At 33.9% G+C, this 24,978-nt stretch carries 20 protein-coding genes and 1 pseudogene; all 21 read right to left on the minus strand.

Annotated features, from left to right (window positions below; genetic code table 11):
• Positions 1-52: 52 nt before the first annotated feature.
• The 21 genes and pseudogenes from carB to mraY all read right to left on the minus strand — a co-directional run bounded on the left by carB (position 53) and on the right by mraY (position 24,839).
• Entirely contained in the window at positions 53-3,226 is a 3,174-nt protein-coding gene (gene carB / locus BTM19_RS03270) for a carbamoyl-phosphate synthase large subunit (RefSeq protein WP_038678330.1), read from the minus strand.
• Positions 3,219-4,319 (minus strand): carbamoyl phosphate synthase small subunit, encoded by a 1,101-nt coding sequence (locus tag BTM19_RS03275; protein WP_058625810.1) that lies wholly within the window; start codon positions 4,317-4,319, stop codon positions 3,219-3,221. Before BTM19_RS03275 ends, carB begins: the two co-directional genes overlap by 8 nt.
• Positions 4,319-5,593, minus strand: coding sequence for a dihydroorotase (locus BTM19_RS03280; protein ID WP_029377531.1), 1,275 nt, complete (start codon positions 5,591-5,593; stop codon positions 4,319-4,321). Before BTM19_RS03280 ends, BTM19_RS03275 begins: the two co-directional genes overlap by 1 nt.
• Positions 5,590-6,492, minus strand: coding sequence for an aspartate carbamoyltransferase catalytic subunit (locus BTM19_RS03285; RefSeq protein ID WP_029377532.1), 903 nt, complete (start codon positions 6,490-6,492; stop codon positions 5,590-5,592). Before BTM19_RS03285 ends, BTM19_RS03280 begins: the two co-directional genes overlap by 4 nt.
• A 32-nt stretch (positions 6,493-6,524) precedes the next feature.
• A complete protein-coding gene (locus BTM19_RS03290) occupies positions 6,525-7,829 on the minus strand; it encodes a uracil-xanthine permease family protein (RefSeq protein WP_029377533.1) in 1,305 nt (434 codons plus the stop codon).
• 276 nt (positions 7,830-8,105) lie between these two features.
• Positions 8,106-8,633 carry a bifunctional pyr operon transcriptional regulator/uracil phosphoribosyltransferase PyrR gene (gene pyrR / locus BTM19_RS03295; RefSeq protein ID WP_029377534.1) on the minus strand — a complete coding sequence of 176 codons (528 nt, stop codon included), beginning with the start codon at positions 8,631-8,633 and terminating at the stop codon, positions 8,106-8,108.
• 428 nt (positions 8,634-9,061) lie between these two features.
• A complete protein-coding gene (locus tag BTM19_RS03300) occupies positions 9,062-9,979 on the minus strand; it encodes an RluA family pseudouridine synthase (RefSeq protein ID WP_029377535.1) in 918 nt (305 codons plus the stop codon).
• Between the two features lie 12 nt (positions 9,980-9,991).
• On the minus strand, positions 9,992-10,468 hold the full coding sequence (gene lspA / locus BTM19_RS03305) for a signal peptidase II (protein WP_029377536.1): 477 nt from the start codon (positions 10,466-10,468) through the stop codon (positions 9,992-9,994).
• A gap of 212 nt (positions 10,469-10,680) precedes the next feature.
• On the minus strand, positions 10,681-11,475 hold the full coding sequence (locus tag BTM19_RS03310; protein ID WP_029377537.1) for a VOC family protein: 795 nt from the start codon (positions 11,473-11,475) through the stop codon (positions 10,681-10,683).
• 249 nt (positions 11,476-11,724) lie between these two features.
• Positions 11,725-14,475 (minus strand): isoleucine--tRNA ligase, encoded by a 2,751-nt coding sequence (gene ileS / locus BTM19_RS03315; protein WP_058625808.1) that lies wholly within the window; start codon positions 14,473-14,475, stop codon positions 11,725-11,727.
• A gap of 250 nt (positions 14,476-14,725) precedes the next feature.
• Positions 14,726-15,343: a DivIVA domain-containing protein gene (locus BTM19_RS03320; RefSeq protein ID WP_029377539.1), complete on the minus strand. Its 618-nt coding sequence runs from the start codon at positions 15,341-15,343 to the stop codon at positions 14,726-14,728.
• A gap of 153 nt (positions 15,344-15,496) precedes the next feature.
• Positions 15,497-16,276: a YlmH family RNA-binding protein gene (locus tag BTM19_RS03325; RefSeq protein ID WP_058625807.1), complete on the minus strand. Its 780-nt coding sequence runs from the start codon at positions 16,274-16,276 to the stop codon at positions 15,497-15,499.
• A gap of 91 nt (positions 16,277-16,367) precedes the next feature.
• Positions 16,368-16,658, minus strand: a complete 291-nt coding sequence (locus tag BTM19_RS03330; RefSeq protein WP_038678326.1) for a YggT family protein — start codon at positions 16,656-16,658, stop codon at positions 16,368-16,370.
• A 12-nt stretch (positions 16,659-16,670) separates the two neighbouring features.
• Positions 16,671-17,270, minus strand: a complete 600-nt coding sequence (locus BTM19_RS03335; protein ID WP_029377543.1) for a cell division protein SepF — start codon at positions 17,268-17,270, stop codon at positions 16,671-16,673.
• 5 nt (positions 17,271-17,275) lie between these two features.
• Complete coding sequence (locus BTM19_RS03340; RefSeq protein WP_029377544.1) at positions 17,276-17,950, minus strand: YggS family pyridoxal phosphate-dependent enzyme; 675 nt, start codon at positions 17,948-17,950, stop codon at positions 17,276-17,278.
• Positions 17,951-17,967: 17 nt separating this feature from the next.
• Positions 17,968-18,756, minus strand: coding sequence for a peptidoglycan editing factor PgeF (gene pgeF, locus BTM19_RS03345; protein ID WP_038678325.1), 789 nt, complete (start codon positions 18,754-18,756; stop codon positions 17,968-17,970).
• 126 nt (positions 18,757-18,882) lie between these two features.
• Complete coding sequence (gene ftsZ, locus BTM19_RS03350) at positions 18,883-20,058, minus strand: cell division protein FtsZ (protein ID WP_029377546.1); 1,176 nt, start codon at positions 20,056-20,058, stop codon at positions 18,883-18,885.
• A gap of 205 nt (positions 20,059-20,263) precedes the next feature.
• A pseudogene (gene ftsA / locus BTM19_RS03355) lies at positions 20,264-21,514 on the minus strand (cell division protein FtsA); the annotation flags it as partial.
• A 105-nt stretch (positions 21,515-21,619) separates the two neighbouring features.
• Positions 21,620-22,507 carry a cell division protein FtsQ/DivIB gene (locus BTM19_RS03360; protein WP_029377548.1) on the minus strand — a complete coding sequence of 296 codons (888 nt, stop codon included), beginning with the start codon at positions 22,505-22,507 and terminating at the stop codon, positions 21,620-21,622.
• Between the two features lie 15 nt (positions 22,508-22,522).
• Positions 22,523-23,872 (minus strand): UDP-N-acetylmuramoyl-L-alanine--D-glutamate ligase, encoded by a 1,350-nt coding sequence (gene murD / locus BTM19_RS03365; protein WP_038678324.1) that lies wholly within the window; start codon positions 23,870-23,872, stop codon positions 22,523-22,525.
• A 1-nt stretch (position 23,873) separates the two neighbouring features.
• A complete protein-coding gene (mraY, locus tag BTM19_RS03370; RefSeq protein ID WP_029377550.1) occupies positions 23,874-24,839 on the minus strand; it encodes a phospho-N-acetylmuramoyl-pentapeptide-transferase in 966 nt (321 codons plus the stop codon).
• Positions 24,840-24,978: the final 139 nt, after the last annotated feature.

Genomic DNA, 24,978 nt, shown 5'->3' on the forward strand with positions numbered 1-24,978 from the left:
AAAATAGTAATTTATTAAAACACTATTTTACCTTAAATTATTTTGATGTCTATTACATGTTTTTCATTGTAAAAGTCATACTTTCAAGGACACTTGTTAATGCGTCTACTGTATCTAATGATGTAAGACAAGGTACACCATTTTCTACTGATGCACGTCTGATTTGGAAGCCATCACGTTCAACTTCTTTTCCTTTTGTCATTGTATTGACGACAATTTGTACTTCACCATTTTGAATACGATTTAATAGATTGTCTTCGCCACCAATTTTGCCAACGATTTCTGAAGGAATTTGATTTTCAGTTAATTTCTGGGCAGTACCTTCTGTCGCTAAAATTTTATAACCGACTTCATTTAAGCGATGTGCGATAGATACAATTTCATCTTTATCTTTATCACTTACCGTCATCAAGACTGTACCATGGTCACTGACTTCCATACCACTTGCAGTTAATCCTTTGTAAAGCGCCTTTTCCATTGTAGAATCTTTACCCATTACTTCACCTGTTGATTTCATTTCAGGTCCAAGCGTGATATCTACGTTTTTCAATTTATTAAAACTGAAGACCGGTGCTTTGACAAACACGCCATCTGCGTATGGTTGAATTCCAGCTTCATAACCTAAATTGACAAGTTTTTCTCCCATTATGGAACGCATTGCCAATTGTGCCATTTGAATGTCAGTAATCTTACTTAGGAATGGTACCGTACGACTGGCACGCGGATTTACTTCTAAGACATATACACCATCGTGTGCGATAACAAATTGAATATTAATAAGACCAATTATATTTAAACCTTTTGCCAATTTAATAGTGAAATTTTCTAGCGTATCCATTTCCTCTTGAGTTAATGTTTGTGGTGGATATACTGCAATAGAGTCACCGGAGTGAACACCCGCTCTTTCTATGTGTTCCATGATACCCGGAATGATTACAGTCTCTCCATCACATATAGCATCAACTTCAATTTCTTTACCTGTTAAGTATCTGTCTACTAGTACAGGATGATCAGGGCTAGCTTTAACAGCTTGATTCATGTAGTCTTCTAATTCTGCATCACTATTAACAATCTCCATCGCACGTCCACCTAATACGTATGATGGTCTTACAACGACTGGATAACCGATGTTTCTAGCATTTTCTAGTGCTTCTTGAGGTGATGTAGCCGTCTTACCATTTGGTTGTGGCACACCAATTTTATTCAATAACGCTTCGAACTCTTTACGGTCTTCTGCTCTATTTAAATCTTCTAATGATGTTCCTAGAATTTGAACGTCATGTTTTGCTAATTTATCAGCTAAGTTAATCGCTGTTTGGCCACCAAATTGAACGACTACCCCTTTTGGTTGTTCTAAATCTATGATATTCATGACATCTTCTTCAGTCAGTGGTTCAAAGTATAATTTATCTGATATTGAAAAGTCAGTTGATACAGTTTCTGGATTATTATTTACAATAATTGCTTCGTAACCAGCTTGTTGAATCGCCCACACAGCGTGCACCGTTGCATAATCAAATTCAACACCTTGACCAATACGTATTGGACCTGATCCTAGTACTAGAATTTTCTCTTTCTCCGTAACGGTAGATTCATTTTCGTATTCATATGTTCCATAATAATAAGGTGTTGCTGACTCAAATTCTGCAGCACATGTATCTACCATTTTATACACTGGCGTAATACCATTTGCTACTCTTAAATCGTGAACTTCAGTTTCTGTCATATCGAAACGATGCGCAATGACACGGTCACTAAAGCCATAATTTTTAGCAAATTTCAGGTAATTAATATCACCTTTATTAGCCTTTAAATCATGTTCTATATTAATAATATGTTGGAATTTATTTAAGAAGAAATAATCTATTTTTGTCATTTCATGAATTTCTTCTAATGTCGTACCTCTGCGGATCGCTTCTCCTATAAAGAATAAACGTTCATCATCTTGGTCTTTGATACGCGATTTAATATAATCTAAATCGAACGTTTCACCATTCGGTAAACCTAAGTGATGTACACCGTATTCTAAAGAACGAATCGCTTTAAGTAAGGACTCTTCATATGTTCTACCGATTGCCATTACTTCGCCTGTTGCTTTCATTTGTGTACCTAGAACACGTTCACCTTTTTCAAATTTATCAAATGGAAAACGTGGAATCTTAGAAATCACATAATCTAATGTAGGCTCAAAGGCAGCGTATGATGTTTCAGTAATCGGATTCAACATTTCATCCAACGTCAATCCTACTGCAATTTTGGCAGCTAATTTGGCAATTGGATAGCCCGTTGCTTTTGACGCCAACGCAGATGAACGAGATACACGAGGATTCACCTCGATGATATAGTAATCCATAGAATGTGGATCTAGCGCAAGTTGTACATTACAACCACCTTCAATGCCTAATGCGCGTATCACTTTTAATGATACGTCACGTAACATTTGATATTCCACATCTGACAACGTTTGACTAGGTGCTACTACGATTGAGTCACCTGTATGTATCCCCACAGGGTCAATATTTTCCATATTACAGACAACGATAGCATTGTCATTTTTATCACGCATAACTTCATATTCAATTTCTTTAAAGCCAGCGATTGATTTTTCAATTAAACACTGTGTGGCCGGACTATAATGTAAACCATTACCTACGATTTCTTTAAATTCTTCATCGTTATAACAAATGCCGCCGCCAGTACCGCCCATTGTAAATGCCGGTCTTACAATTAACGGGTAACCAACTTCTTCTTTAAATGCAAATGCTTGCTCAATTGTATTAACGATATCACTTTCAGGAACCGGTACATTTAGTTCATTCATCAATGTTCTAAATAATTCTCTATCTTCGGCTTGTTGAATCGACTCCAATTCTGTACCTAATAGCTGTACATTATTAGCTTCTAATTCTCCACTATCATGTAATTGAATTGCCATATTCAACCCTGTTTGGCCACCTAATGTAGGTAGGAGTGCATCAGGTTGTTCTTTACGGATAATACGTGCAATGAAATCATGCGTTAGTGGCTCAATATAAACTTTATCAGCAATTTCAGTATCTGTCATGATTGTGGCTGGGTTTGAGTTAACTAATATTACGCGGTAGCCTTCTTCTTTTAATGCTAAACATGCTTGAGTACCTGCATAATCAAACTCTGCAGCTTGACCGATAATAATTGGTCCTGATCCTATAACTAAAATCGTTTCTATATCTTGACGTTTAGGCATTGATTGTATGCTCCTTTGTTTTATATTCTTTCATCATATCGATAAATTCATCAAATAAATAATTTGAGTCTGATGGCCCTGGACATGCTTCGGGATGATATTGTACCGAAAAAGCTGGTAATGTTTTATGTCTTAAGCCTTCAACTGTACCATCATTAATAGCAATATGTGTAACTTCTAAATCTGTATTTGTTAAAGAATCTTTATCAATTGCATAACCGTGATTTTGACTCGTTAATGCAATTTTTCCAGTTTTCAAATCTTTGACTGGATGATTAGCACCTCTGTGACCAAATTTCATTTTGAAAGAAGTCGCTCCTTGAGCTAGTGCAAATAATTGGTGACCTAGACAAATACCGAAGAATGGTACCTGTCCTAAGATACCTTTAATCATTTCCACTGCTGTTTCAACCGCTTCAGGATCGCCAGGTCCATTAGATAACATCACACCATCAGGTGACATTCTTATAATTTCTTCTGCAGTAGTGTCATATGGTACTACCGTTACATTACAACCACGGGCATTAAGTTCTCTTACAATATTTTGTTTTTTACCAAAATCAACTAAGACAACACTTAAGCCATAACCGGTAGATACATAAGGAGATTTTGTAGATACAGTTGTCACTTCATTACGCGGTAATTCTTTTGTTTTTAGTTGTGTAACTATTTCCTCAATCTCAGCTTTATTATCTGTAAACGCAGCTTTTAGCACACCATATTTTCTAATTTTGCGTGTAATACTTCGTGTATCTACACCTGAAATACCTGGTATATCATACTCTACAAGTACTTCTTCAAATGTTTTTTGTTTTCTAAAATTACTTGGTTGGCTGCTGCTTTCTTTTACAACAACACCATTTAAAGTAGGCACAAGTGATTCAAAATCATCTCTATTTATACCGTAATTCCCTATTAAAGGGTAAGTAAATGTAATAATTTGACCGGTATATGAAGGATCTGAAATCGTTTCTTGATAACCCGTCATTGCCGTATTAAAGACAATTTCACCTAGTGTTAAATTATCGGAGCCTATTTGGTACCCTTCATAGTATGAACCATCTTCTAAAACAAGATAACGTTGCTTTAACATTATTTTTCCTCCTTAAATTTAACTTCACCTTCAACCATTGTTAATACTGGTGTTCCATAAACGTTATACCCTATAAACGGTGTGTTACGACCTTTAGACGCAAAGTCATCTGCGTTTATTTCAGTTTCCTTATCTAAATTAATAACTGTTAAATCAGCTAATCCACCTTCTTCTAATTTTCCATATGGTAAATCAAATGTCTGAGCTGGTTTAATTGTTAAATAATCGACTAACTGTTGTAATGTCCACTCACCATTTTTAACAAAGTGTGTATAAAGTAATGGGAATGCTGTTTCACTACCTACGATACCAAATGGTGCTTTAGTCATTGGTTGAGCTTTTTCTTCAGCTGCATGTGGTGCATGGTCTGTCGCAATACAATCAATAGTGCCATCTAATAATCCTTCAAGCAATGCATCTCTATCCTCTTTACTTCTTAAAGGCGGATTCATTTTATAAATCGCATCATCTCCAGGAACATCGTCTTCAGTCAATAGTAAGTGATGTGGGGTAACTTCAGCTGTTACATGTATGCCTGCTTTTTTAGCATCTCGGATAGCTCTAACACTTTCTTTAGTAGATACATGGCAAACATGGTAATGAGCGCCTGCTGCTTCCGCTAATAACACATCTCTAGCAATTTGTACTGCTTCACAAATATTTGGAATACCTGGTATATCTAATGCTTTACTACGTTCCCCTTCGTGCATGGCACCGCCATAAATCAAGCTATTATCTTCACAATGCGCTACGACAGCTTTATTAACTTTTGCAGCTTCTTGCATAGCTTCGTACATCATATTTGCTTGTTGTACACCTACACCATCGTCGGTAAAAGCAAATGCACCATTTTGTGCAAGCGTAGAGAAATCAACATGTTCCTTACCTGCTTGTCTCACTGTTATAGCAGCATATGGTAATACTCTAACCTGCGCATTTTCTACTATTAATTGATTTAAGCGATTAAGATTTTCTTCAGAATCTGGTACTGGACGTGTATTTGGCATGGGACAAACTGTAGTGAAACCACCTCGAGCTGCTGCTTTAGTCCCTGTTTCAATCGTTTCTTTATGTTCTCCACCTGGCTCACGTAAATGAACATGAACATCGACTAATCCTGGTGAAACAAATTGTCCTTTGACGTCTATTTCTTCTGTGTCTGCATCAACCTCTATTTGAGGTGCAATTTTCTTAATATGTTTCCCATCTATTAAAATTGATACCTTTATTAGTTCACCGTCTTGTAATATTTGCGCATTTGTTAATAATTTCATTTTGCTGTTGCCCCTTCCATTTGTAAGATATAGTCAATAATTGCCATGCGGATATACATACCATTTTCCATTTGTTTAAATATACGAGACTTTGGTGCTTCTACAAGTGCATCTTCTATTTCTACGCCTCGATTCACTGGAGCTGGATGCATAATAATCGCTCGATCATTAAGCTTGTTATATCGTTGTTGCGTAAGTCCAAACTGTTCATGATATTGCGTAGTTTCAAAACTAGCTATTTCACTATCACCATGTCTCTCGTGTTGTACCCTAAGTAGCATCACGATGTCTATTGAATCAATTACCTCATCTATTTCTACATAAGGTGCTTCTAATGTTTCATCTTTCCATGACTCTGGACTTGAAAACATCACATTTGCACCTAAAGCACTTAAACTTTGAAAGTTACTTTTGGCAACGCGTGAATTTTTAATATCGCCACAAATCAAAATATTTAAGTTTTCAAATGTTTTATATTCTTCGTATATTGTCATAATATCCAATAAACTTTGAGTGGGATGTTGTCCACTTCCGTCACCAGCGTTGATAATCGGGATGTTCAACTTTTCTAATTCATCATAATAATTTGTTTGAGGATGTCGAATTACTAACACATCTGCACCTACTTGTTCTAATGTCTTACAAGTATCATATAGTGATTCACCTTTTTGAACAGAAGATGTATCTGTTTCAAAATCAATTAATTTTAATCCTAATTTTTGTTCGGCTACTAAAAAACTACTTTTCGTGCGTGTGGAATTTTCAAAGAATAAATTTGCTACGAATTTATCATCAAAACAATATGGTTTCGTGTCACCATTTTTCAAAGCGCTCGCGCGTTGGATCAATTCATAAATTTCAGTCGTATTTAAATGTTCCATTGTTAGTAAATTATCCATATTTTTCAGCTCCTTATTATGACAATTTTTTATTAATCTGCTAGTGTTTCTTTGGGTAAAATTAAATTCAGTGTTATACCTGCTAAAGCAGCTAGTGCCATGCCTTCAATTTCTAAATTAATACCTAGTCCGTTTAAATTAAATACAAGGTTACCTATTCCTATGACTAAAATGACAGAAGCAATAACTAAATTTCTGTTACTTGCGAAATCCACTTCACTTTCGACTAGCATCCTCAAACCACTTGCGGCGATAATACCGAAAAGTAAAATGGAAACCCCACCCATTACTGGTGTTGGTATGGATGAAACCAATGCTGTGAATTTCCCTACAAATCCTAAAATAATTGCAATTGTTGCAGCACCGCCAATAACATAAACGCTATATATTTTTGTTATTGCCAGCACACCAATATTTTCTCCATAAGTTGTACTTGGAGGGCCACCAATGATGCTCGCAAACATCGTTGATACGCCATCACCGATGATGGACTTATCTAAACCTGGATCTTTAAAAAAGTTGCGTCCTACAATTTTGTTAATTACCATTTGATGACCAATATGTTCACTAACAGTCACAAACACAATAGGTATTAGAACTAATACTAACCCCAAATGAAACGAAGGTGTGTAATCTTTAAATGGTATGTATACTTCTGGAAATTGTAACCATTTGGCCTCAGCGATGGGCGCAAAGTTTACTAATCCCATAGCAATTGAAACAATATAGCCAGTTACTATGCCGATGAGTACCGGAATTAAAGATAAGAAACCTTTAAAATAACCTTGCGCTATAATCGTTACCAGCAATGTAATCATTGCTACTGCTAAATAACTTAAGTTATAACCTTTCATATCTCCCGAGTTCTCAAACATTGCCATATTGACAGCGGTTGGCGCTAAACTCAAGCCGATAACCATAATAACTGGACCAACAACTACTGGTGGTAGTAAGTTCATTAACCAATTTGTTCCACTAATTTTAATTGCTATACCTATCAGAACATACATGACGCCGCTCATAAAAAGTGCCACAAGCATGTCGCCTAAGCCATGTGAATTTAACCCTGTAATGATTGGTGTTATAAAGGCAAAGCTTGATCCGAGATAAGCAGGTATTTTTGCTTTAGTAATTAAGATATATAACAATGTCCCGATCCCTGATGCTAAAAGTGCCGATGATATTGGTAATCCAGTTAAAAATGGTACTAGTACAGTTGAACCAAACATTGCAAATAAATGTTGCGTGCTCAAGAAAGCCCATTGTCCAATTTTAGGTCTATCACCCACATCTAATACTGGTTTGACTGTCCGTTCAAACATTGTTTCATTTTCCATGTTTATGCTTCCTCTCATAAAAAAATCTCTTTACATTGAATTCATGTAAAGAGACTAAAAAGTATATATTATCTGTTTAGATTATAGAAAACCAAGCTTTATTCGTAAGTTAAAACGATAGCTCGATATAATTAATCAAGATAATATGAAGAGGTGTTTGTATTAAGCCGGTAGCTTATCTTTCTAAAAGCCTATATGAATCCCTCTCAAATAGTGATTATCATATTAGCTTTTACCTCTTCCCTTTTCCAGTCTCTCGTACTGAATTAAAAGGTGCTATTTAATTACAACTGCATTTCTATCATCTATTTCTTGAAGAAATACTGATACATCTTCTTCTTTTGCAGTAGGAATATTTTTTCCTACGAAGTCTGCGCGAATTGGCAATTCTCTATGACCTCTGTCTACTAAAGTAGCTAAGCCAATTTTTTTGGGCCTCGCATACTGTAGAACAGCGTCTAATGAAGCTCGCACTGTACGCCCTGTGTATAAAACATCGTCAATAATAATGACGACTTGATTTGTAATATTAACGTCTATTTCATACGCCTTTTCATCAACTTGATTTATTGTTTGTTCTAAATCATCTCTAAATTGTGTAATATCTATTGTTCCAGTTGGTACGGCTATCTCTTCTATTTGTTCGATCTTTTGTTGTATACGTCTCGCTAAAAATGCACCACGTGTTTTAATTCCTAACAAGATTAAATTATCAGTACCTTTGTTATATTCTAAAATTTCATGTGCGATACGTGTAACTGTTCTTTGTATTGCTGCTTCATCCATAATAACGCGTTCTGACATTTTTAAACACCTGCCTTTAATTAAGTGATGATATAAAGAAAACCCCATGTCTTTATTAGACATGAGGTTTAGTTAAAAAAGTCTACAAACTTCAAGAGACATCACTCATTAACATGAGATGCTTTCTCTTCCATAGTTTAAAAATTATACTATGGCTCCTATTGCGTTAAGATACTATAACTACAACAGTGTTTCTTCATTCGTATGAATAAACAGTAAGTTTATAACCTTTTTTATTAAATACATGTCTTCGGAGCCTCTCTGGACTCTCAATTAAAGACGTTCGCTCTTTATTAAACTGACATAATGATACCATGAATCATATTACCTTGCAAGTCGGTAAACACGAAATAACAAGTATACTATAGTAATAGTTAATTTAATGCATCAAAAAAATCTGAGACATTTATCAATGTCTCAGATTTTAGTTATTTTTCACTTCTACGTAATTCAGTTAATAATTGTTCAAAATCATCAGGTAATGCGGCTGATTTTTCAATATTTTCATGCGTAATTGGATGTTCAAACCCTATTACACCAGCATGTAGCGCTTGGCCACCTATATCCATCGTTTTTTTCGGTCCATATTTTGGATCACCGACTAATGGGAAACCGATATATTTCATATGCACACGAATTTGGTGTGTACGACCAGTTTCTAAAATACACTCGATTAATGTATACTTATCAAAATGCTCTAATACATTAAAATGCGTAATTGCATCTTTACCATCATCTACAACATCCATCGATTGACGGTCATTTTTGTTTCTACCAATTGGCGCATCAATTGTGCCGTAATCATGAGGAATATTACCATGTACCAATGCAACATATTTACGAGTAACTGTCTTTTTAACTAATTGGTCTACTAAACTACGATGTGCTATATCATTTTTAGCAACCATTAATAATCCAGATGTATCTTTATCAATACGGTGTACAATACCTGGACGAATTTCACCATTAATTCCTGATAAATTCTTCATTTGATACATAAGGCCGTTAACTAATGTGCCTGTGTAATGACCCGCTGATGGGTGAACTACCATTCCTTTAGGTTTATATACTATAGCCACATCATCATCTTCATAAAAAATATCTAAATTTAAATTTTCTGGTTGAATATCTGCTTCTACTATTTCTTTTTCAGTTACAACTATATGGTCATTCATCTTAGTCTTGTAGTTAGATTTAATGACTTTATCATTAACTTTTACAAGATCCTCTTTAATCCAATCTTGGATTTGAGTACGTGACCAATCTGAATTATATTCAGGTAATAACTTATCAATACGTTGACCTGTATCGTTCTGGTCTTCTATCTTAAACTCATGTATATCCATACGATATCTCTCCTATTCTTCTTTCTTCATATCTGTTAACAAAGCGATTACTATTAACAACACGCCTATGGTCAAACTAGAATCCGCTACATTAAAAATCGGGAAATTATAACCAAAAATATTTGTGTCAACAAAATCTACAACTTCACCATGTAACACACGATCAATAAAATTACCTAATGCTCCTGCAAATAACAAACTGATAGCTACTTGCATTAATAAATGCTGTTTCGCTTCTTTAATGTAAAATACAATTAATACAACAAGTATTATAATTGTAATAATATAGAAAAAACTCATCTTCCCACTCAATATACCCCAAGCTGCACCGTTATTACGATGAGAAGTTATATTTAAAAAATGAGGAATTACGTTAAAAGAATCTCCAACTCTCATAGAACTGGCAACAATAAACTTTGTGATTTGATCTAATAATAATATAACGATTGTTATGAATAAAGAAATACTAATATAGTACTGACGTTTCATGCCTGTACCTCCTATTCTGCGTTCAGTCGCTTTTACAACATCTTTCATTATATCCTAATAAAACTTATAAAAAAAGTTACAGTTTGATTATATATATAAAAGTTAGTAATTCATAATCAACCATTGATATAATGCTATATTTTTAGATGAAATTCATTTAGTGAATTTTCCTAGTATCATAACAAAAATAATTTGTCTTCTTTTCACATTAATTACATAACTTTATAAAAATTAAAACGAAACAGTATACCATCTGGGCCTGTAATATTCTTGTGAGTCGTCTCAGGATAGTGATAATCTACACATGCCAATCCGTATGTTTTATGGTTTTCAATACGCTTAATTCGAGAAAACCAATTATTGACTACAATATGTTGGTGATAACCATTAGAAGATAAATACAATGCTGTGTTTGTTTCTAAGGATGAGGCTTCTAAACCAAAGAAATTTTTATAATATGAAATTACGCGCTTTAACTCAATCGTTTTAAGATTAACATATCCTATTATAGTTTCATCAGGTATGCCTTGCCATTTCTCATTCGAAACATAGGTTAATAAATTAGGTACATTGATTGGTTGTGTTTCTAAAACAACTTTGTCATCTTCAAACACCCAATCTTCAATAGGATGATCCACATAAAATTCTAAACCATTGCCTTCCGGGTCCTCTAAAAATAATGACGTTGTAATATCATGTTCACCACCATTAATAGGCAATTCATACTCACTTAATTGAACAAGCAAATCCGCTAAATCTGCTTTCGATGGTAGTCTAATAGCTAAATGAAATAATCCCGCTTCTAAAGTTAATGGTTCTCTACCATAATTGATTTGCTTTAAGGTTAGAAAATGATTTGAATTACCGATTTCATAATGGACAATCGAATATGATTCATTCACTACATTGAGCCCTAAGATATGTTCATAAAATTGTTTCATAGCTTCTTTATCTCTTACATTTAATGTTATGCCGTTTACAAAATGCGCACTTTGGTTATGAAACATAAAAAACACCCTTCTAAAATCAAGTTTTACTTAAATTCTACTAAATTGCTTTGCTCCTGTCCTATTATCAATGTTCACCATCAAAAAATAAAATAAAGCAATCGGAAATATTGAGTGGTAATGACCCTTATATTTTATAACATAAGCTTTAATATCATCCCACTCCAGCAAAGATGAGGCTAAGACACTTAATTATGCCCCAGCCTCATCCAAATCAATATATTTAATTAATAACAACTAGCGTCTCAATTATACTAGTGTTTTGACAACTTCTTGACAACGTGGACACAGGTTATTTAGTTCACCTACAGAACCTAATGATTCACTGTAATTCCAGCAACGCTCACATTTTTCACCATGTGCATGCTCAATACGGATATCTCCATATTGATATGGAATTCCATCTTCCACATGATCTACTACTTCTGCTTGAGAAGTAATAAATAATTGTTGTAAGTCAGCAAATTGTTGTAAGAATGATGTCGCATCAAAGTTATCATTTCTTCCAATCACAACCTTAGCTTCTAATGATTTACCAATTACTTTTTCGTTACGTGCAACTTCTAATGCACGGTTAACATCATCACGTAATTTCATAAATGTGTTCCATCTATCTACAAATTCACGGTCTACTTCAACTCGCTCTGGCATGTTTGTTAAGTGTACACTTTCTTCCTCTACGTGAGGAATATGTGACCAAACTTCTTCAGATGTATGCACTAAGATTGGAGCTAATAATTTCGTCATATCAACTACGATTTGATATAAAACTGTTTGCATACTACGACGTTTATGTGAATCACGTTCTTCAATATAAAGAATATCTTTACCATAATCTAAGTAGAAGTTACTAAGTTCTACATTAATAAAGTTTTGAACTTCTTGGAAGATATCTAAATAATCATAGTTATCATAGTGATCTAAAGTATTTGCAGTAAACTCACGTAATCTGTTCAATAAATATTTATCTACTTCTAATAAATTATCTTCAGCGATTGCATCCGTAGCAGGATTATAATCATTTACGTTACCTAACATAAATCTTAAAGTATTTCTAATTTTTCTGTAGACGTCAGAAGTTTGTTTTAAGATTTCATCTGAAATACGTACATCTGCTAGATAATCAACACTACTAACCCATAGACGTGCAATATCTGCACCTTTTTGTTTCACAATTTGATCCGGCACAATCACATTGCCTAATGATTTACTCATTTTCTTACCTTCTCCATCCATTACAAAACCATGTGATAATAACATTTTATATGGAGATTGACCTCTTGTAGCTACAGAAGTTGTAATTGATGAGTTGAACCAACCACGGTATTGGTCACTACCTTCAAGGTATAAATCAGCTGGGTATGATAATTCCGGACGTGCCTCTAATACACCACGATGTGATGAACCTGAGTCAAACCAAACATCCATGATATCAGTTTCTTTTGTAAATTCACCATTCGGGCTACTTGGATGCGTAAAGCCTTCAGGTAGTAAATCTTTCGCCTCACGTTCAAACCAGATGTTTGATCCATTTGCTTCAAATAAATCAGCAACATGGTTAACTGTTTCTGATGTCATAATAATGTCACCATTTTCAGCATAAAACACTGGTAATGGCACGCCCCATACACGTTGACGTGAAATAACCCATTCGCCACGGTCACGAATCATATTATAGATACGTGTTTTACCCCAGTCCACTTTGAATTGTGTTTCATCAATAGAATCTAAAATATCTTGACGCACCTTATCTATAGATGCAAACCATTGTGGTGTCGCTCTAAAAATAACTGGTTTTTTCGTACGCCAATCATGAGGATAACTATGCGTAATAAATTCTAAATGCAATAATGCACCATTTTCTTTTAGTAAGTCTGTGATTTCTTTATTCGCTTTATCATAAAACATGCCTTCAAATTGGCCAGCTTCATCAGTAAATACACCTTTATCATCAACTGGGCTAATAACAGGTAAATTATATTTTTGACCAACTATATAGTCGTCTTCACCATGTCCAGGCGCTGTGTGTACACATCCAGTACCTGCATCAGTAGTGACATGCAAACCATTAATCACTAATGATTCACGTTCAAAGAATGGGTGTTGCGCTTCAACATATTCTAATTCTTTACCTTTAAATTCATTTTCTAATACTAAGGTATCTTCGTCCCAGCCTAACGCTTCTACAACATCACTCGCTAAATCTTTACCAATGATATATTTTTGGCCATTTACATTATATTGACCGTAAGTTAAATCAGGATGCACAGTAATCGCCACATTTGACGGTAATGTCCACGGTGTTGTAGTCCAGATAATAAATTTCGCATCTGGATCGACAATGCCTTTACCATCTTTAACATCAAATGCTACATAAATAGATGGTGAACGTTTATCTTGATATTCAATTTCTGCTTCTGCTAATGAAGATTCACTTGATGGTGACCAATATACTGGTTTTTTACCTTTATAAATTAAACCTTTATCTGCCATTTCTCCAAATAAACGAATTTGAGCTGCTTCATATTCTGGTTTTAAAGTAATATAAGGATTATTAAAATCGCCTTTAATACCTAAACGCTTGAAATCTTTTTTCTGATTTTCAATTTGTTCTAATGCAAATGCTTCACATTTTTTTCTGAATTCTGCTATAGACAATTCTTTGCGTTTAACACCTTTTTTAGTTAACGCTTGTTCGATTGGTAAACCATGAGTATCCCATCCAGGCACGTACGGTGCATAATACCCACGCATTGATTTATAACGTGTTATGATATCTTTTAAAATTTTGTTTAATGCATGTCCCATGTGTAAGTTACCATTCGCATATGGTGGGCCATCATGTAGAATGTATGAAGAGTTTCCTTCATTTTTATCTAATACTTTTTGGTAGATATTTTTTTCATCCCATTCTTCTTGTATCTTAGGCTCTTTATTCGGCAAACCACCACGCATTGGGAAATCTGTTTTTGGCATTAATAATGTATCTTTATAGTCCATTTCTATACACTCCTCGTTCCGATTTTCATACTTTATTCATTTTAAATAATAAAAAGAACTCTAAGTTCAATTAACAGGGACGATGTATACCGCGTTACCACCCTGATTAACTCAACTTAGAGTTCTCTCATTATCTTTATTACTTTGTGATGACATAACAGTGATATAAGAAACTAACATATGAAAGGCTTCCACCATCCCTAACTCGCTGTGATATGTTTAATATTTCAAACGCGTCTGTTATCAAATATTATTTATTCTCTGAATCAGTAGCTGATGCTTGGTTACTAGCATTGGCATTATTATCTGCTTCTGCTCTAGCTTTCATAGCTTTTTCTTCTTCAGTCAATTCATTATCGTTTAAATGATTAATGTTTTCTTCAGTAACTTGTTCAGAATCAAGATCATAATTTAATAAATAATCCCAATCTTCATTTTTAAGTAAGTCTAATTGCGCTTCAACTAACATACGGAAACGTGATCTAAATATTTTAGATTGTCGTTTCATATCTTCAGTTTGGAAAGAAAGTCTACGTGCTTTTTCAACTGCATCGTTAACAATTCTATCTGCTTCTGCTTTCGCTTTAGAAACGGTTGCTTCAGCATCTTTTGTCGCAGCTGCTTTAGTTTCTTCTCCTGCTTGTTTAGCTTGTATTAACGCGTCACTTACAGATTGATGTACCTCTTTATATGATTGAATATTACTTTCTTTGTCTTCAATCACTTTTTCCAATTGTGCTTTATCTTCTTTCAAACGTTCAATTTCATTACTAAGTTGTTCTAAATAACTTTCGACTTCAGTTGGCTCAAAACCATTTCTTGCATTTGTAAAAGTTTTATTCTTAATTTCATTTGGTGTAAAAGGCATAAATATCCTCCTTCTATAATACACTATTTTCTCCATCGATTAAATAACAGAAATAGTGTTTTATCTACAATATGTTTTTATAATATATCATTTACTAAATTGTGCAAAGCGTTAAAGACGTAGTCTCAAATTATAAGATAGCTTATTATACCACTATTTGAATAACGTTTTGTAAGAAATTCTAATTTTATCTTTTTTAGTTTTACCGCCTATGTCAGTAATCATAGCTCTACCAAATCCTTGTATTGACAATAAGTCACCACTATCAAGTTGAAAGTCTGTGGCATCAATTACTGTATGATTTACTTTAACACGTTTTTTGTCTATTAGTTGTTTTGCAATAGTTCGAGATTTGCGTATCATGTCTTTTAATACAACATCTAACCTTAAGCCACTTACTGTTGTATCAAATGTTTGCCAATTCTCTTTTGATTGTATCATATCTTTTATAGGAATAGAATTAAGTTTAACTGTTGCGCCTTTGATTCTATTTAATTCTAATATAATATAAGATTCAAGTTGCCTTGTCAAAGTGAATTGAATCTTATCTGATACAACAATATCACCTAACTGTTCTCTTTCAATTCCGAGCGACATAATTGTACCTAAAATATGTTGATGTTGAAGTGTTACAAATTTTTGTGGATAATCAACATCAATCAATACAATTTCAAATGCTTCTTCAGTTGGCTCAAAGTAACTTGGTGCTATAATAGCCCTTTTTCTTTCAGCGTATGGCCCACCATAGTATGTAACGTTCAAATCGTCAAAGCTACCTGCAACAACCTCCATTATATATTGACCCCGTGGATCAAGAAACGCTGTCAATACAGGAACATATTGATCATTTGCACGATTACATTTATCAATAAGTTGATCTATTAAATCGTGTTCTTCTTTTCTGAAATGCTGATAAATATCGATGTGTATCACTCCAAATACAATATAAAGCACCTCTCGTTATTCAACGTTAGGTGCTTGTCATTTATTTTATATTAGTTCTTTAAGTATTATACAATACCTTTTACATTAGATTCCTTAAAATCAAATTAAATATGCTCGCTAAACCACTACGGAATAGTACAAGTACTACTATGGCAACAATCGATGAAATGTCAATCATTCCAATTGGTGGTATAACTTTACGGAATTGTTCTAAAAACGGTTCATATAACTTCGCTAAAAATTGACCGAATTTATTTTCACGTGCATTGGGAATCCATGACATAACAAAGTATACAATCATCCCATAATAATAAATCTGAACCAAGAATAAAATAAAATTAAATATGTTTGCTAATAAACCAATATCCATCTACTTTTACCTCTATTCACCTTGGTATTCCATATTTTCTATTTGATCAGTGATACTTCCAGCAACTTCAACATTGTCAGGTGTGCATAAGAATATATCTGATCCAACGCGTTGAATATCTCCACCAATTGCATAAACTGTACCACTTAAAAAGTCGATAATGCGTTTAGCAGAAACTTTATCAATACGTTGTAAATTAACTAATGTTGCACGACGATTCTTAAGTTCGTCTGCAATATCTTGTGTATCTGAAAAAACACGGGGTTCAAATAAACACATCTTAGAACTTTCTTGTGTAAAATCGAATTGATCTTGTTCTTGATTATTCATATTCACAACGTTCCTTGTATTATTTTTAGATGAACTGTTATTCATTTGATACTTCCTTTCACCCGATGATTGTTGTAATCTTGTTGACTGTTTCTTGGGAACGGACTGTATTGATCTTGTTTTTTCTGTATAACCATTGTTTGATTGTTCATTAAAGTTACTTTGAGACTGTGCTTGTTGTTTGTTTTGGTTTCTATTTTGTTCTTCTTCGGGCGGCGCTTCTAATTCGTCATCTTCCTCTTCTACAACGAAAAATCCATTAAATAAATCTTTTAAAGCCACGGGGCTCACTCCTCTTTTCCTACAAGTTTAGTCCCAATTCTCACAAACGATGCACCTGCTTCAGTGGCTAAATGATAATCATTACTCATTCCCATAGATAGCTCAGTACAAGGTGCATTATTTAAATTGAGCGCTTTAATTTCATCTCTTTTTGTTTTTAATAATTGAAATAAGCTTTTTATATATGGCTCATCTTCAGTCAAAGGAGCCATCGTCATAAGACCAACGATTTCTATATTTTCATATTGCTTTAACTCTTCAATAAAAGTGTTAACCTCTGATAAAGAAACACCTTGTTTAGATGATTCACCAGATACATTCACTTGTACAAAACATTTAATTTTATGTTCTGCTCTTTTATCAATTTCTTTTGCTAATTTCAACCGATCTAATGCATGGAAATAATCAACTTCATTAATAACTTCTTTAACTTTTCTAGTTTGTAAAGAACCTATAAAATGCATCACCGCGTCCTTAGGTAAGGCTGCTTTCTTTTGTTGAAATCCTTCCAAACGATTTTCACCGAAATGTCTAATTCCTGCATTATAAGCATCATTAGCTCGGTCTATTGTAACATACTTTGTCACTGCAATCACGTTTGGCATTATTGAAATATTACTCTTTTCGCAATGTGTTTGTATTTGTTCATTTATACACTTTAAATTATATTCTACGTCCAATTCTATACACCTCTTCGTTATTGACCAATAAATGCTAACATTCGACCCGTATTTCCCTTTTCTACTCTATAAGAAAAGAATAAAGATAAATCTTCAGATGTTGCATAATCTGTTATATAAATATTACTTTCAGGAACCCCTGCATTTTCTAGCAATAATGCATTTGCAAGTTTTAAATCAATACCGTGTCTATTTACATCTCTAGTTTCTATATATTGATTAATATCTATCGGTAATGCTTCAAATTTAGACTTTATATCATCGTTAATTTCATAAGATGAGGATGTTGCCGGACCAATAACAACACTTAAATCGCTTAACTCGAAATTTAAATGCGAAACCATTTCAGTGACAATTTGACCAACAGTACCTCTCCAACCAGCATGTGCAAGACCTATGAAATGATGTTTTTCACTATAAAAGTAAATAGGTACACAGTCAGCATAGCACATTGTAAGCAAAATATTTTCATCATATGTGTATAAAGCATCTACACCATGCAAACGATCTGTGAGTGAATCAATATTAGTACCTCTATCTTGCTCAGTTACTTCTACAACTTTATTTTCATGAGTTTGAATTGGAAAAACCCATTGCTCTCTAGGAAATTCAATTGCAGTTGCAAGCATTTCTTGATGCTGAGTGATACTTTGTTGATTATCATCAATATATCTTGCCATATTAAAGGCGTTACGAGGGAAGGGACTAAAACCATCTTCTCTTGTTGTTATACCCAATTTCACTTTTTTTAAATAATCGTTTTCATATTCTAATATATGATGCTTTTTTTTAAATTTATCTTGCATGACCACAAACCTCCATAGGATATATAAAAGCAACAATTTTATTATTAATTAAATTTAAAAAAGTCATCAGATCTACTGACCTGATGACACTTTATTATTTAATTTAGTCTACAAAACTTATTGCGACTAACGTCTAGTTCTTCTAGAACGTCTTTCTTCTCTATTTCTGATGAAGCTTGGAATATCATCTTCATTAGTTGTATGCGCTCTACCTTCACTAGCACTTTCTGATGATGCTTGTGAAGCACCTACTGAACTTGAAGAAATTGTGTCTTCTTTGGTAGTACTTCCGCTTGTTGCACTATTACCAAAACCAGTGTTTGAAGCTTTGCGACCTTGTGATGAAGGTTTGTCTTCAAAGCCAGTTGCAATAACTGTTACAACGATTTCATCTTGTAACTCTGGGTTGATTACTGTACCGAAAATCATGTTTACATCTTCGTCTGCTGCATCTTGAACGATGTCTGCTGCTTCTTGCGCTTCGAAAAGTGATAATGATTCTCCGCCTGTAATATTCATAAGCACACCTTGTGCTCCTACAATAGAAGTTTCTAACAATGGTGAAGAAATTGCTTTTTTAGCAGCTTCTACTGCACGATTTTCACCTGAAGAAACACCGATACCCATTAAAGCTGAACCTTGGTTAGACATAATTGTTTTAACGTCTGCAAAGTCTAAGTTAACTTCACCAGATACAGCGATTAGGTCAGAGATACCTTGAACACCTTGGCGTAACACGTTATCAGCTTCTTTGAATGCTTCCATCATTGGCGTTGATTTATCAACAATATCTAATAAACGATCATTAGGGATAACGATTAATGTATCAACAGCAGCTTTCATTGCTTCAACACCTGCTGCAGCTTGTGTTTGACGTTTACGGCCTTCAAAACCAAACGGACGAGTTACAACACCAACTGTTAATGCGCCCATTTCTTTAGCAATTTTTGCTACAACTGGAGCAGCACCTGTACCAGTACCGCCACCCATACCAGCAGTTACGAATACCATATCTGCGCCTTGGATAGCATCTTCAATTTGTTCACGTGACTCTTCAGCAGCTTTTTTACCAATTTCAGGGTTTGCGCCAGCACCTAAACCACGTGTTAATTTTTCACCAATTTGGATTTTAGACTCAGCTTTTGATAAATTTAAAGCTTGTCCATCCGTATTAATTGAAATAAATTCAACATTATTCATACCATGATCAATCATACGGTTTACAGCGTTATTACCGCCGCCCCCTACACCGATGACTTTTAACGTCGCTAAATGATTAAATCCTTGTTCAAATTCTAACATTTATATTTCCTCCTAGTTTTAATGGCCAATCAATCGAATAGAGATTTCATAAGTTTTTTGAATTTACCTTCTTCTTTGTCTTGAGGTTTACGTTCTTCATCATGATCGATGTTTACTTCGTTATCGTACACCTCTGGCTCTTCTTCTGCTTCAACAGTATCAGTTGCTTCTCTTGACTCAGTTGATGACGTTTGAGGTTCTTCATGTTTGTTCGATTTTTTCTTAAACCAATCAAATCCACTTGATTTTGTACTATGTTCTCTTTCATCAGATTCGATGACTTCTTCCTCGAATTCTTCACTGTCATGATTACTAATTGTAACATAATCTAGTAATTCGTCGAAGTAATGCTACTAGAAATTGTTGAAATTGCTGATGAGAACTCAGGCTTTCTAATTCCCATTTGTGATGGTGTGTGAATTCTCACTTTCTCACTCACCATATCTTGAAGCAATTCCTTAACTCCTAATAAGTTTGCAGAACCACCTGTAATAACAAAACCACCATTTACTTTTGTAAGTCCTAATTCTTGTAACACTTCAAACACATTAAAGAAAATATCTTCGACGCGTGCTTCGATAATGTCTGCTAAATCTTTTTGAGTAAATTCCGCTTCTTCGTCACTATTGACTTGTTCAACGGTAAACACATCATGATCAGAAGCAGATTCAAAGAAAGCGTGTCCATATTGGTGTTTAATTTTTTCAGCAGTCTCATATGAAGTGTTTAAGCCTGTAGCTATATCTTCAGTAATATCTCGACCTGCCATTTCTAATGCGTCTGCATCAACTAGTTCACCACGCTCGTAAAATGCAAGTTGCGTGATATCTTCACCAATGTCGATTACACATGCGCCTAATTCTTTTTCAGTAGCTGAAAGTACTGAGCCATAGTTATATGCATCTGAATATACATCAAGTACATCCACACCACATGATTCAACACATTTAATCATATTAATTAATATTGATTTTTGTATTGCAATAACACCAGCTTCAACTTTCAGGCTATGTCTAGCAATCAATTCTTTTGGATCAGAAACCTCATTCTCGCCATCAACAATAAATTTAATTGGGAATGCGTTAATAATTTCAGTTTCTGGTACGTCATTTTTATCACGAATACTTTCAAGTACACTTTCAATGTGTGTACCATCTAATTCTGTATCTTCATAAAATTCTATTTCATTGGATTCATCAAATACTTCTGTTCCGATAATAGGTAGTTTTAAAAATACTTCCTTAATATCTACTCCTGAAGCAATAGAGGCTTTCTTGATTGTATCTTTAATTGCTTGTTTAGCAATATCGAAATCATCAATAAGACCATTTTTAATCCCACTTGTGTAGGTCTGTCCTGTACCTATCACATTTATACCGTTGTGAAATTTCTCGCCTACTATCGTTTTAACGCTCGATGAACCGATATCTATACTTACGTAATAATGCTCTTCCATAGATAGGCACCTCCTGACAATAACTTATTCAAATTCACACTATTAATAGTTTACAATAGCTTTTGACGCTTGTGAACTATAAAGATAAGTATTTGTCGAAATTTTTTAATTATTTTTGTCCGTTTTTTCATTAATCTTATTTAATGCACTTTGAAGCTCATCTTTAGCCTTATCTTCTTCTGTTGTACCCTTATCCACATTTTGGTCACTTGAAGATTTTGTATTGCTACCACCATTATATGGAATAAAGGATGCACCTACTGATAAATCAATATACCCTGCTTTTTTTAACTCTCCGGATTCATCACGTTCTAATGATTGTGACATTTGCGGATAATATTTCATTTTTTTACCAATTGTGTTTAAATTACCTAAAATTTGAATATCATCTGTTGTGAATAATTTGATTTGATTTTGTGCATTTTCTTGAGGGTCAAATTTAATTTCTGCTATCATCCCTCTAACCTTCGCAGGCATTTCAGAAAGCGCTTGTATAACCTTTTCTTTTTTGTCTTTTTCAAATCCTTCAAGAATCGGGCCATTATCAGTAGCATTACCATCATAATCTTCTAACTCTGTACCGTCTTCTAAAACAGGTACATATTTATCTTTCTTTTTAGTCAGAGCTACAATTTGCTTTTCTGATACTTTCACAGTTAACTTGTTTGGAAAATGTTTTTTTACTTCTGCACTATCGATAAGTGTACTTTCTTCAAGTTTGTTTTGAGCATTCGTAGTGCTATAAGTGTACATTCTCGAATTGTCTTTTACGTTTATAGCTTTGTTAATTGTATTCTTAGATGTATTATTATTCCCACTAATCTCTACACTACTAATCTTACTTAAAGGTGTAAACATATAAATCAATATTAAAATAATTATAAATAATAAAACACCAAATACTGAATATTGAATTTGCTTTTGTCTTTTCCGTCTTTTTGCGCGTTTCTCTTTTAAGTAATCAGAGTCAAACTCACTAACTTTGTCAGACATTTAATATCACATCCTTTAAAAAGAAGGTAAATTAGCTTGGAAACTCTTAATAAATTTATCTCCGCGCTCTTCAAAAGTATTGTACTGATCCCAACTTGCACATGCTGGCGATAATAATACTACGTCATTTGGTTCTATGACTGATTGTATTTTATCTACGGCATCTTGCACATCAGAAGCTGTTATAACGTACTTACCTTGACTTTCACCTAACTTCACGAATTTTTCTTTTGTCTCACCGAAAGTTACCATAACTCTTACATTTTTCATATGTGGAATAAGTTCATCAAAGTCATTGCCACGATCTAACCCACCACATAACCATATGATTGGTTGTTTAAATGAGTTTAATGCAAATTGTGTAGCTAATGTATTTGTAGCTTTTGAATCATTGTAGTACTTATTTGTTTTATTCGTTCCAATATATTGTAAACGGTGTTCAATACCTGAGAATGATGTCAAACTATCAATTATTGCTTTAACAGAAACTCCAGAAAGTAATGCAGCTAATACTGCCACAAGAATGTTTTCCAAATTATGTTCACCAGGTAGTACAAGATCATCTATATGGATTATTCTAAATCCTTTAAACACGATATAACCATTCTCAACATAAATGCCATCTACTTCTTGATGCGTTGAGAAATAATACGTTTTTGCTTTCAATGACTCAGATTCAATTAAGTGACGTTGATGATAATTACAAATTAAATAATCATTTTCAGTTTGATTAATATATATCTTCTTCTTAGCATTTTGATAATTTTCTAGAGATTCATGATAATCAAGATGTGCTGAATATATATTCGTAATTATAGCGATATGAGGTTTATACTTATCAATCCCAAGTAATTGGAAAGACGACAACTCAGTAACCAAGTAGTCATCAGCTGTGACTTCTTGTGCTACTTTTGAAGCCACATAGCCAATGTTACCTGATAGTTTGCCAGTCACCCTACTTTTTTGAAACATATCTCCAATTAATGAAGTCACTGTTGTTTTACCATTTGTACCTGTTACACCGATAATTGGTGCTTCTGATATTAAATAACTTAATTCTACTTCTGTTAATATTTTCAATCCTTTTTCGGTTGCTGCTTCTATTAGCGGAACATTATAAGGAATACCTGGATTTTTAAAGATAATAGGATTACTATCTAACAAGGAGAGTGGGTGTTCTCCACCAATCACCGTGATTCCCATATTTTCTAAATCTATTGCATGTGCATCTTGACTTAGATCTTTGCCATCGTTGACGATTACATTTGCACCAAGTTTTTTTAATAATTTGGCAGCTTCATAACCACTTTTCGCTAATCCAATAACTAATACATTTTTATTTTCCAATTCTGTATATTTCAGCAATTTAGTTCACTCCAATCCATAAACCTATGAGTCCTGTAATCAAGCCTACTGTCCAGAATACTGTCGTTACTTTCTTCTCATTCCAACCAATTAACTCGAAATGATGATGCAACGGTGACATTTTAAAAATACGCTTTCCAGTCAATTTGAATGAAGTTACCTGTATCATAACTGATAAGGTTTCTGCCACAAATACGAAACCAATGAAAATCAGTGATAATTCTTGGTTAAGCATGATAGAAATAGTAGCAAAGATACCACCTAAAGCTAAACTACCTGTGTCTCCCATGAAGACTCTAGCAGGATTTAAATTGAATGGTAAGAAACCAATCAATGCAAAAATCATAATAACACAGAACAATCCGATAGATGTTGCACCTTGGAAGTAAGCCATAATTGCATACATTACAAAGCCAATAATAGATAATCCTGTCGCTAATCCATCTAAACCATCTGTTAGATTGACTGCATTTGAAAAGCCTACTTGCCAAAAGACTATGAAAATTACATATGCTATTGAAAGTGGTACTTCAATATTTGTAAAAGGCAAATGAATTCCAGTAGAAAAATCAGTCAAGTTAAATACTTGGCTTAAAATAAAGAAAATAACTGCAATACCTATTTGAGCTAAGAATTTTTGCTTGCTTGTTAAACCTTCATTATTTTTCTTTACAACGATAATGTAATCATCAATAAATCCGATCAAACCAAAACCTACTGTTACAAATAACAACAAGATAATCGGATTAGAATTGTCCATGAAAATGATTGCTAAAATTGAAGTTACAATAATACTAATGAGAAAAGTTAATCCACCCATAGTTGGTGTGCCTGTTTTCTTCATGTGGCTCTGCGGACCTTCTTCTCTAATACTTTGTCCAAATTTCATTCGTTTCAACGTTGGTATTAGCACTGGAACTAATATAAACGTGATTAACAGTGCGATAATTGCGAGTAAATAAACCATATTGTGCTCCTTTATTTAATTGGATTAAGTCGTTATGCTTGTCGGTTCGCCATATGTATTGAGGTTCGTAGCTAATCAATTGAACATGTCGCTACTTTATTGCAACGTTCAATGATTAGTCTACTTCCAAATTCCACCT

It is taken from the genome of Staphylococcus xylosus (assembly GCF_002732165.1).
GTDB classification, from domain to species: domain Bacteria; phylum Bacillota; class Bacilli; order Staphylococcales; family Staphylococcaceae; genus Staphylococcus; species Staphylococcus xylosus.

What these genes read in the sequence shown, in the direction of transcription:
- BTM19_RS03280 (WP_029377531.1), bottom strand. Translation starts at nt 5,593, where the DNA reads ATGAAATTATTAACAAATGCGCAAATATTACAAGACGGTGAACTAATA.
- BTM19_RS03285 (WP_029377532.1), bottom strand. Translation starts at nt 6,492, where the DNA reads ATGGATAATTTACTAACAATGGAACATTTAAATACGACTGAAATTTAT.
- lspA (WP_029377536.1), bottom strand. Translation starts at nt 10,468, where the DNA reads ATGAAACGTCAGTACTATATTAGTATTTCTTTATTCATAACAATCGTT.
- pgeF (WP_038678325.1), bottom strand. Translation starts at nt 18,756, where the DNA reads ATGCAAGATAAATTTAAAAAAAAGCATCATATATTAGAATATGAAAAC.
- mraY (WP_029377550.1), bottom strand. Translation starts at nt 24,839, where the DNA reads ATGGTTTATTTACTCGCAATTATCGCACTGTTAATCACGTTTATATTA.
- BTM19_RS03300 (WP_029377535.1), bottom strand. Translation starts at nt 9,979, where the DNA reads ATGGATATACATGAGTTTAAGATAGAAGACCAGAACGATACAGGTCAA.
- ileS (WP_058625808.1), bottom strand. Translation starts at nt 14,475, where the DNA reads ATGGACTATAAAGATACATTATTAATGCCAAAAACAGATTTCCCAATG.
- BTM19_RS03320 (WP_029377539.1), bottom strand. Translation starts at nt 15,343, where the DNA reads ATGCCTTTTACACCAAATGAAATTAAGAATAAAACTTTTACAAATGCA.
- BTM19_RS03310 (WP_029377537.1), bottom strand. Translation starts at nt 11,475, where the DNA reads ATGTTTCATAACCAAAGTGCGCATTTTGTAAACGGCATAACATTAAAT.
- pyrR (WP_029377534.1), bottom strand. Translation starts at nt 8,633, where the DNA reads ATGTCAGAACGCGTTATTATGGATGAAGCAGCAATACAAAGAACAGTT.
- BTM19_RS03330 (WP_038678326.1), bottom strand. Translation starts at nt 16,658, where the DNA reads ATGGATATTGGTTTATTAGCAAACATATTTAATTTTATTTTATTCTTG.
- ftsZ (WP_029377546.1), bottom strand. Translation starts at nt 20,058, where the DNA reads ATGTTAGAATTTGAACAAGGATTTAATCATTTAGCGACGTTAAAAGTC.
- BTM19_RS03360 (WP_029377548.1), bottom strand. Translation starts at nt 22,507, where the DNA reads ATGTCTGACAAAGTTAGTGAGTTTGACTCTGATTACTTAAAAGAGAAA.
- carB (WP_038678330.1), bottom strand. Translation starts at nt 3,226, where the DNA reads ATGCCTAAACGTCAAGATATAGAAACGATTTTAGTTATAGGATCAGGA.
- BTM19_RS03275 (WP_058625810.1), bottom strand. Translation starts at nt 4,319, where the DNA reads ATGTTAAAGCAACGTTATCTTGTTTTAGAAGATGGTTCATACTATGAA.
- BTM19_RS03290 (WP_029377533.1), bottom strand. Translation starts at nt 7,829, where the DNA reads ATGGAAAATGAAACAATGTTTGAACGGACAGTCAAACCAGTATTAGAT.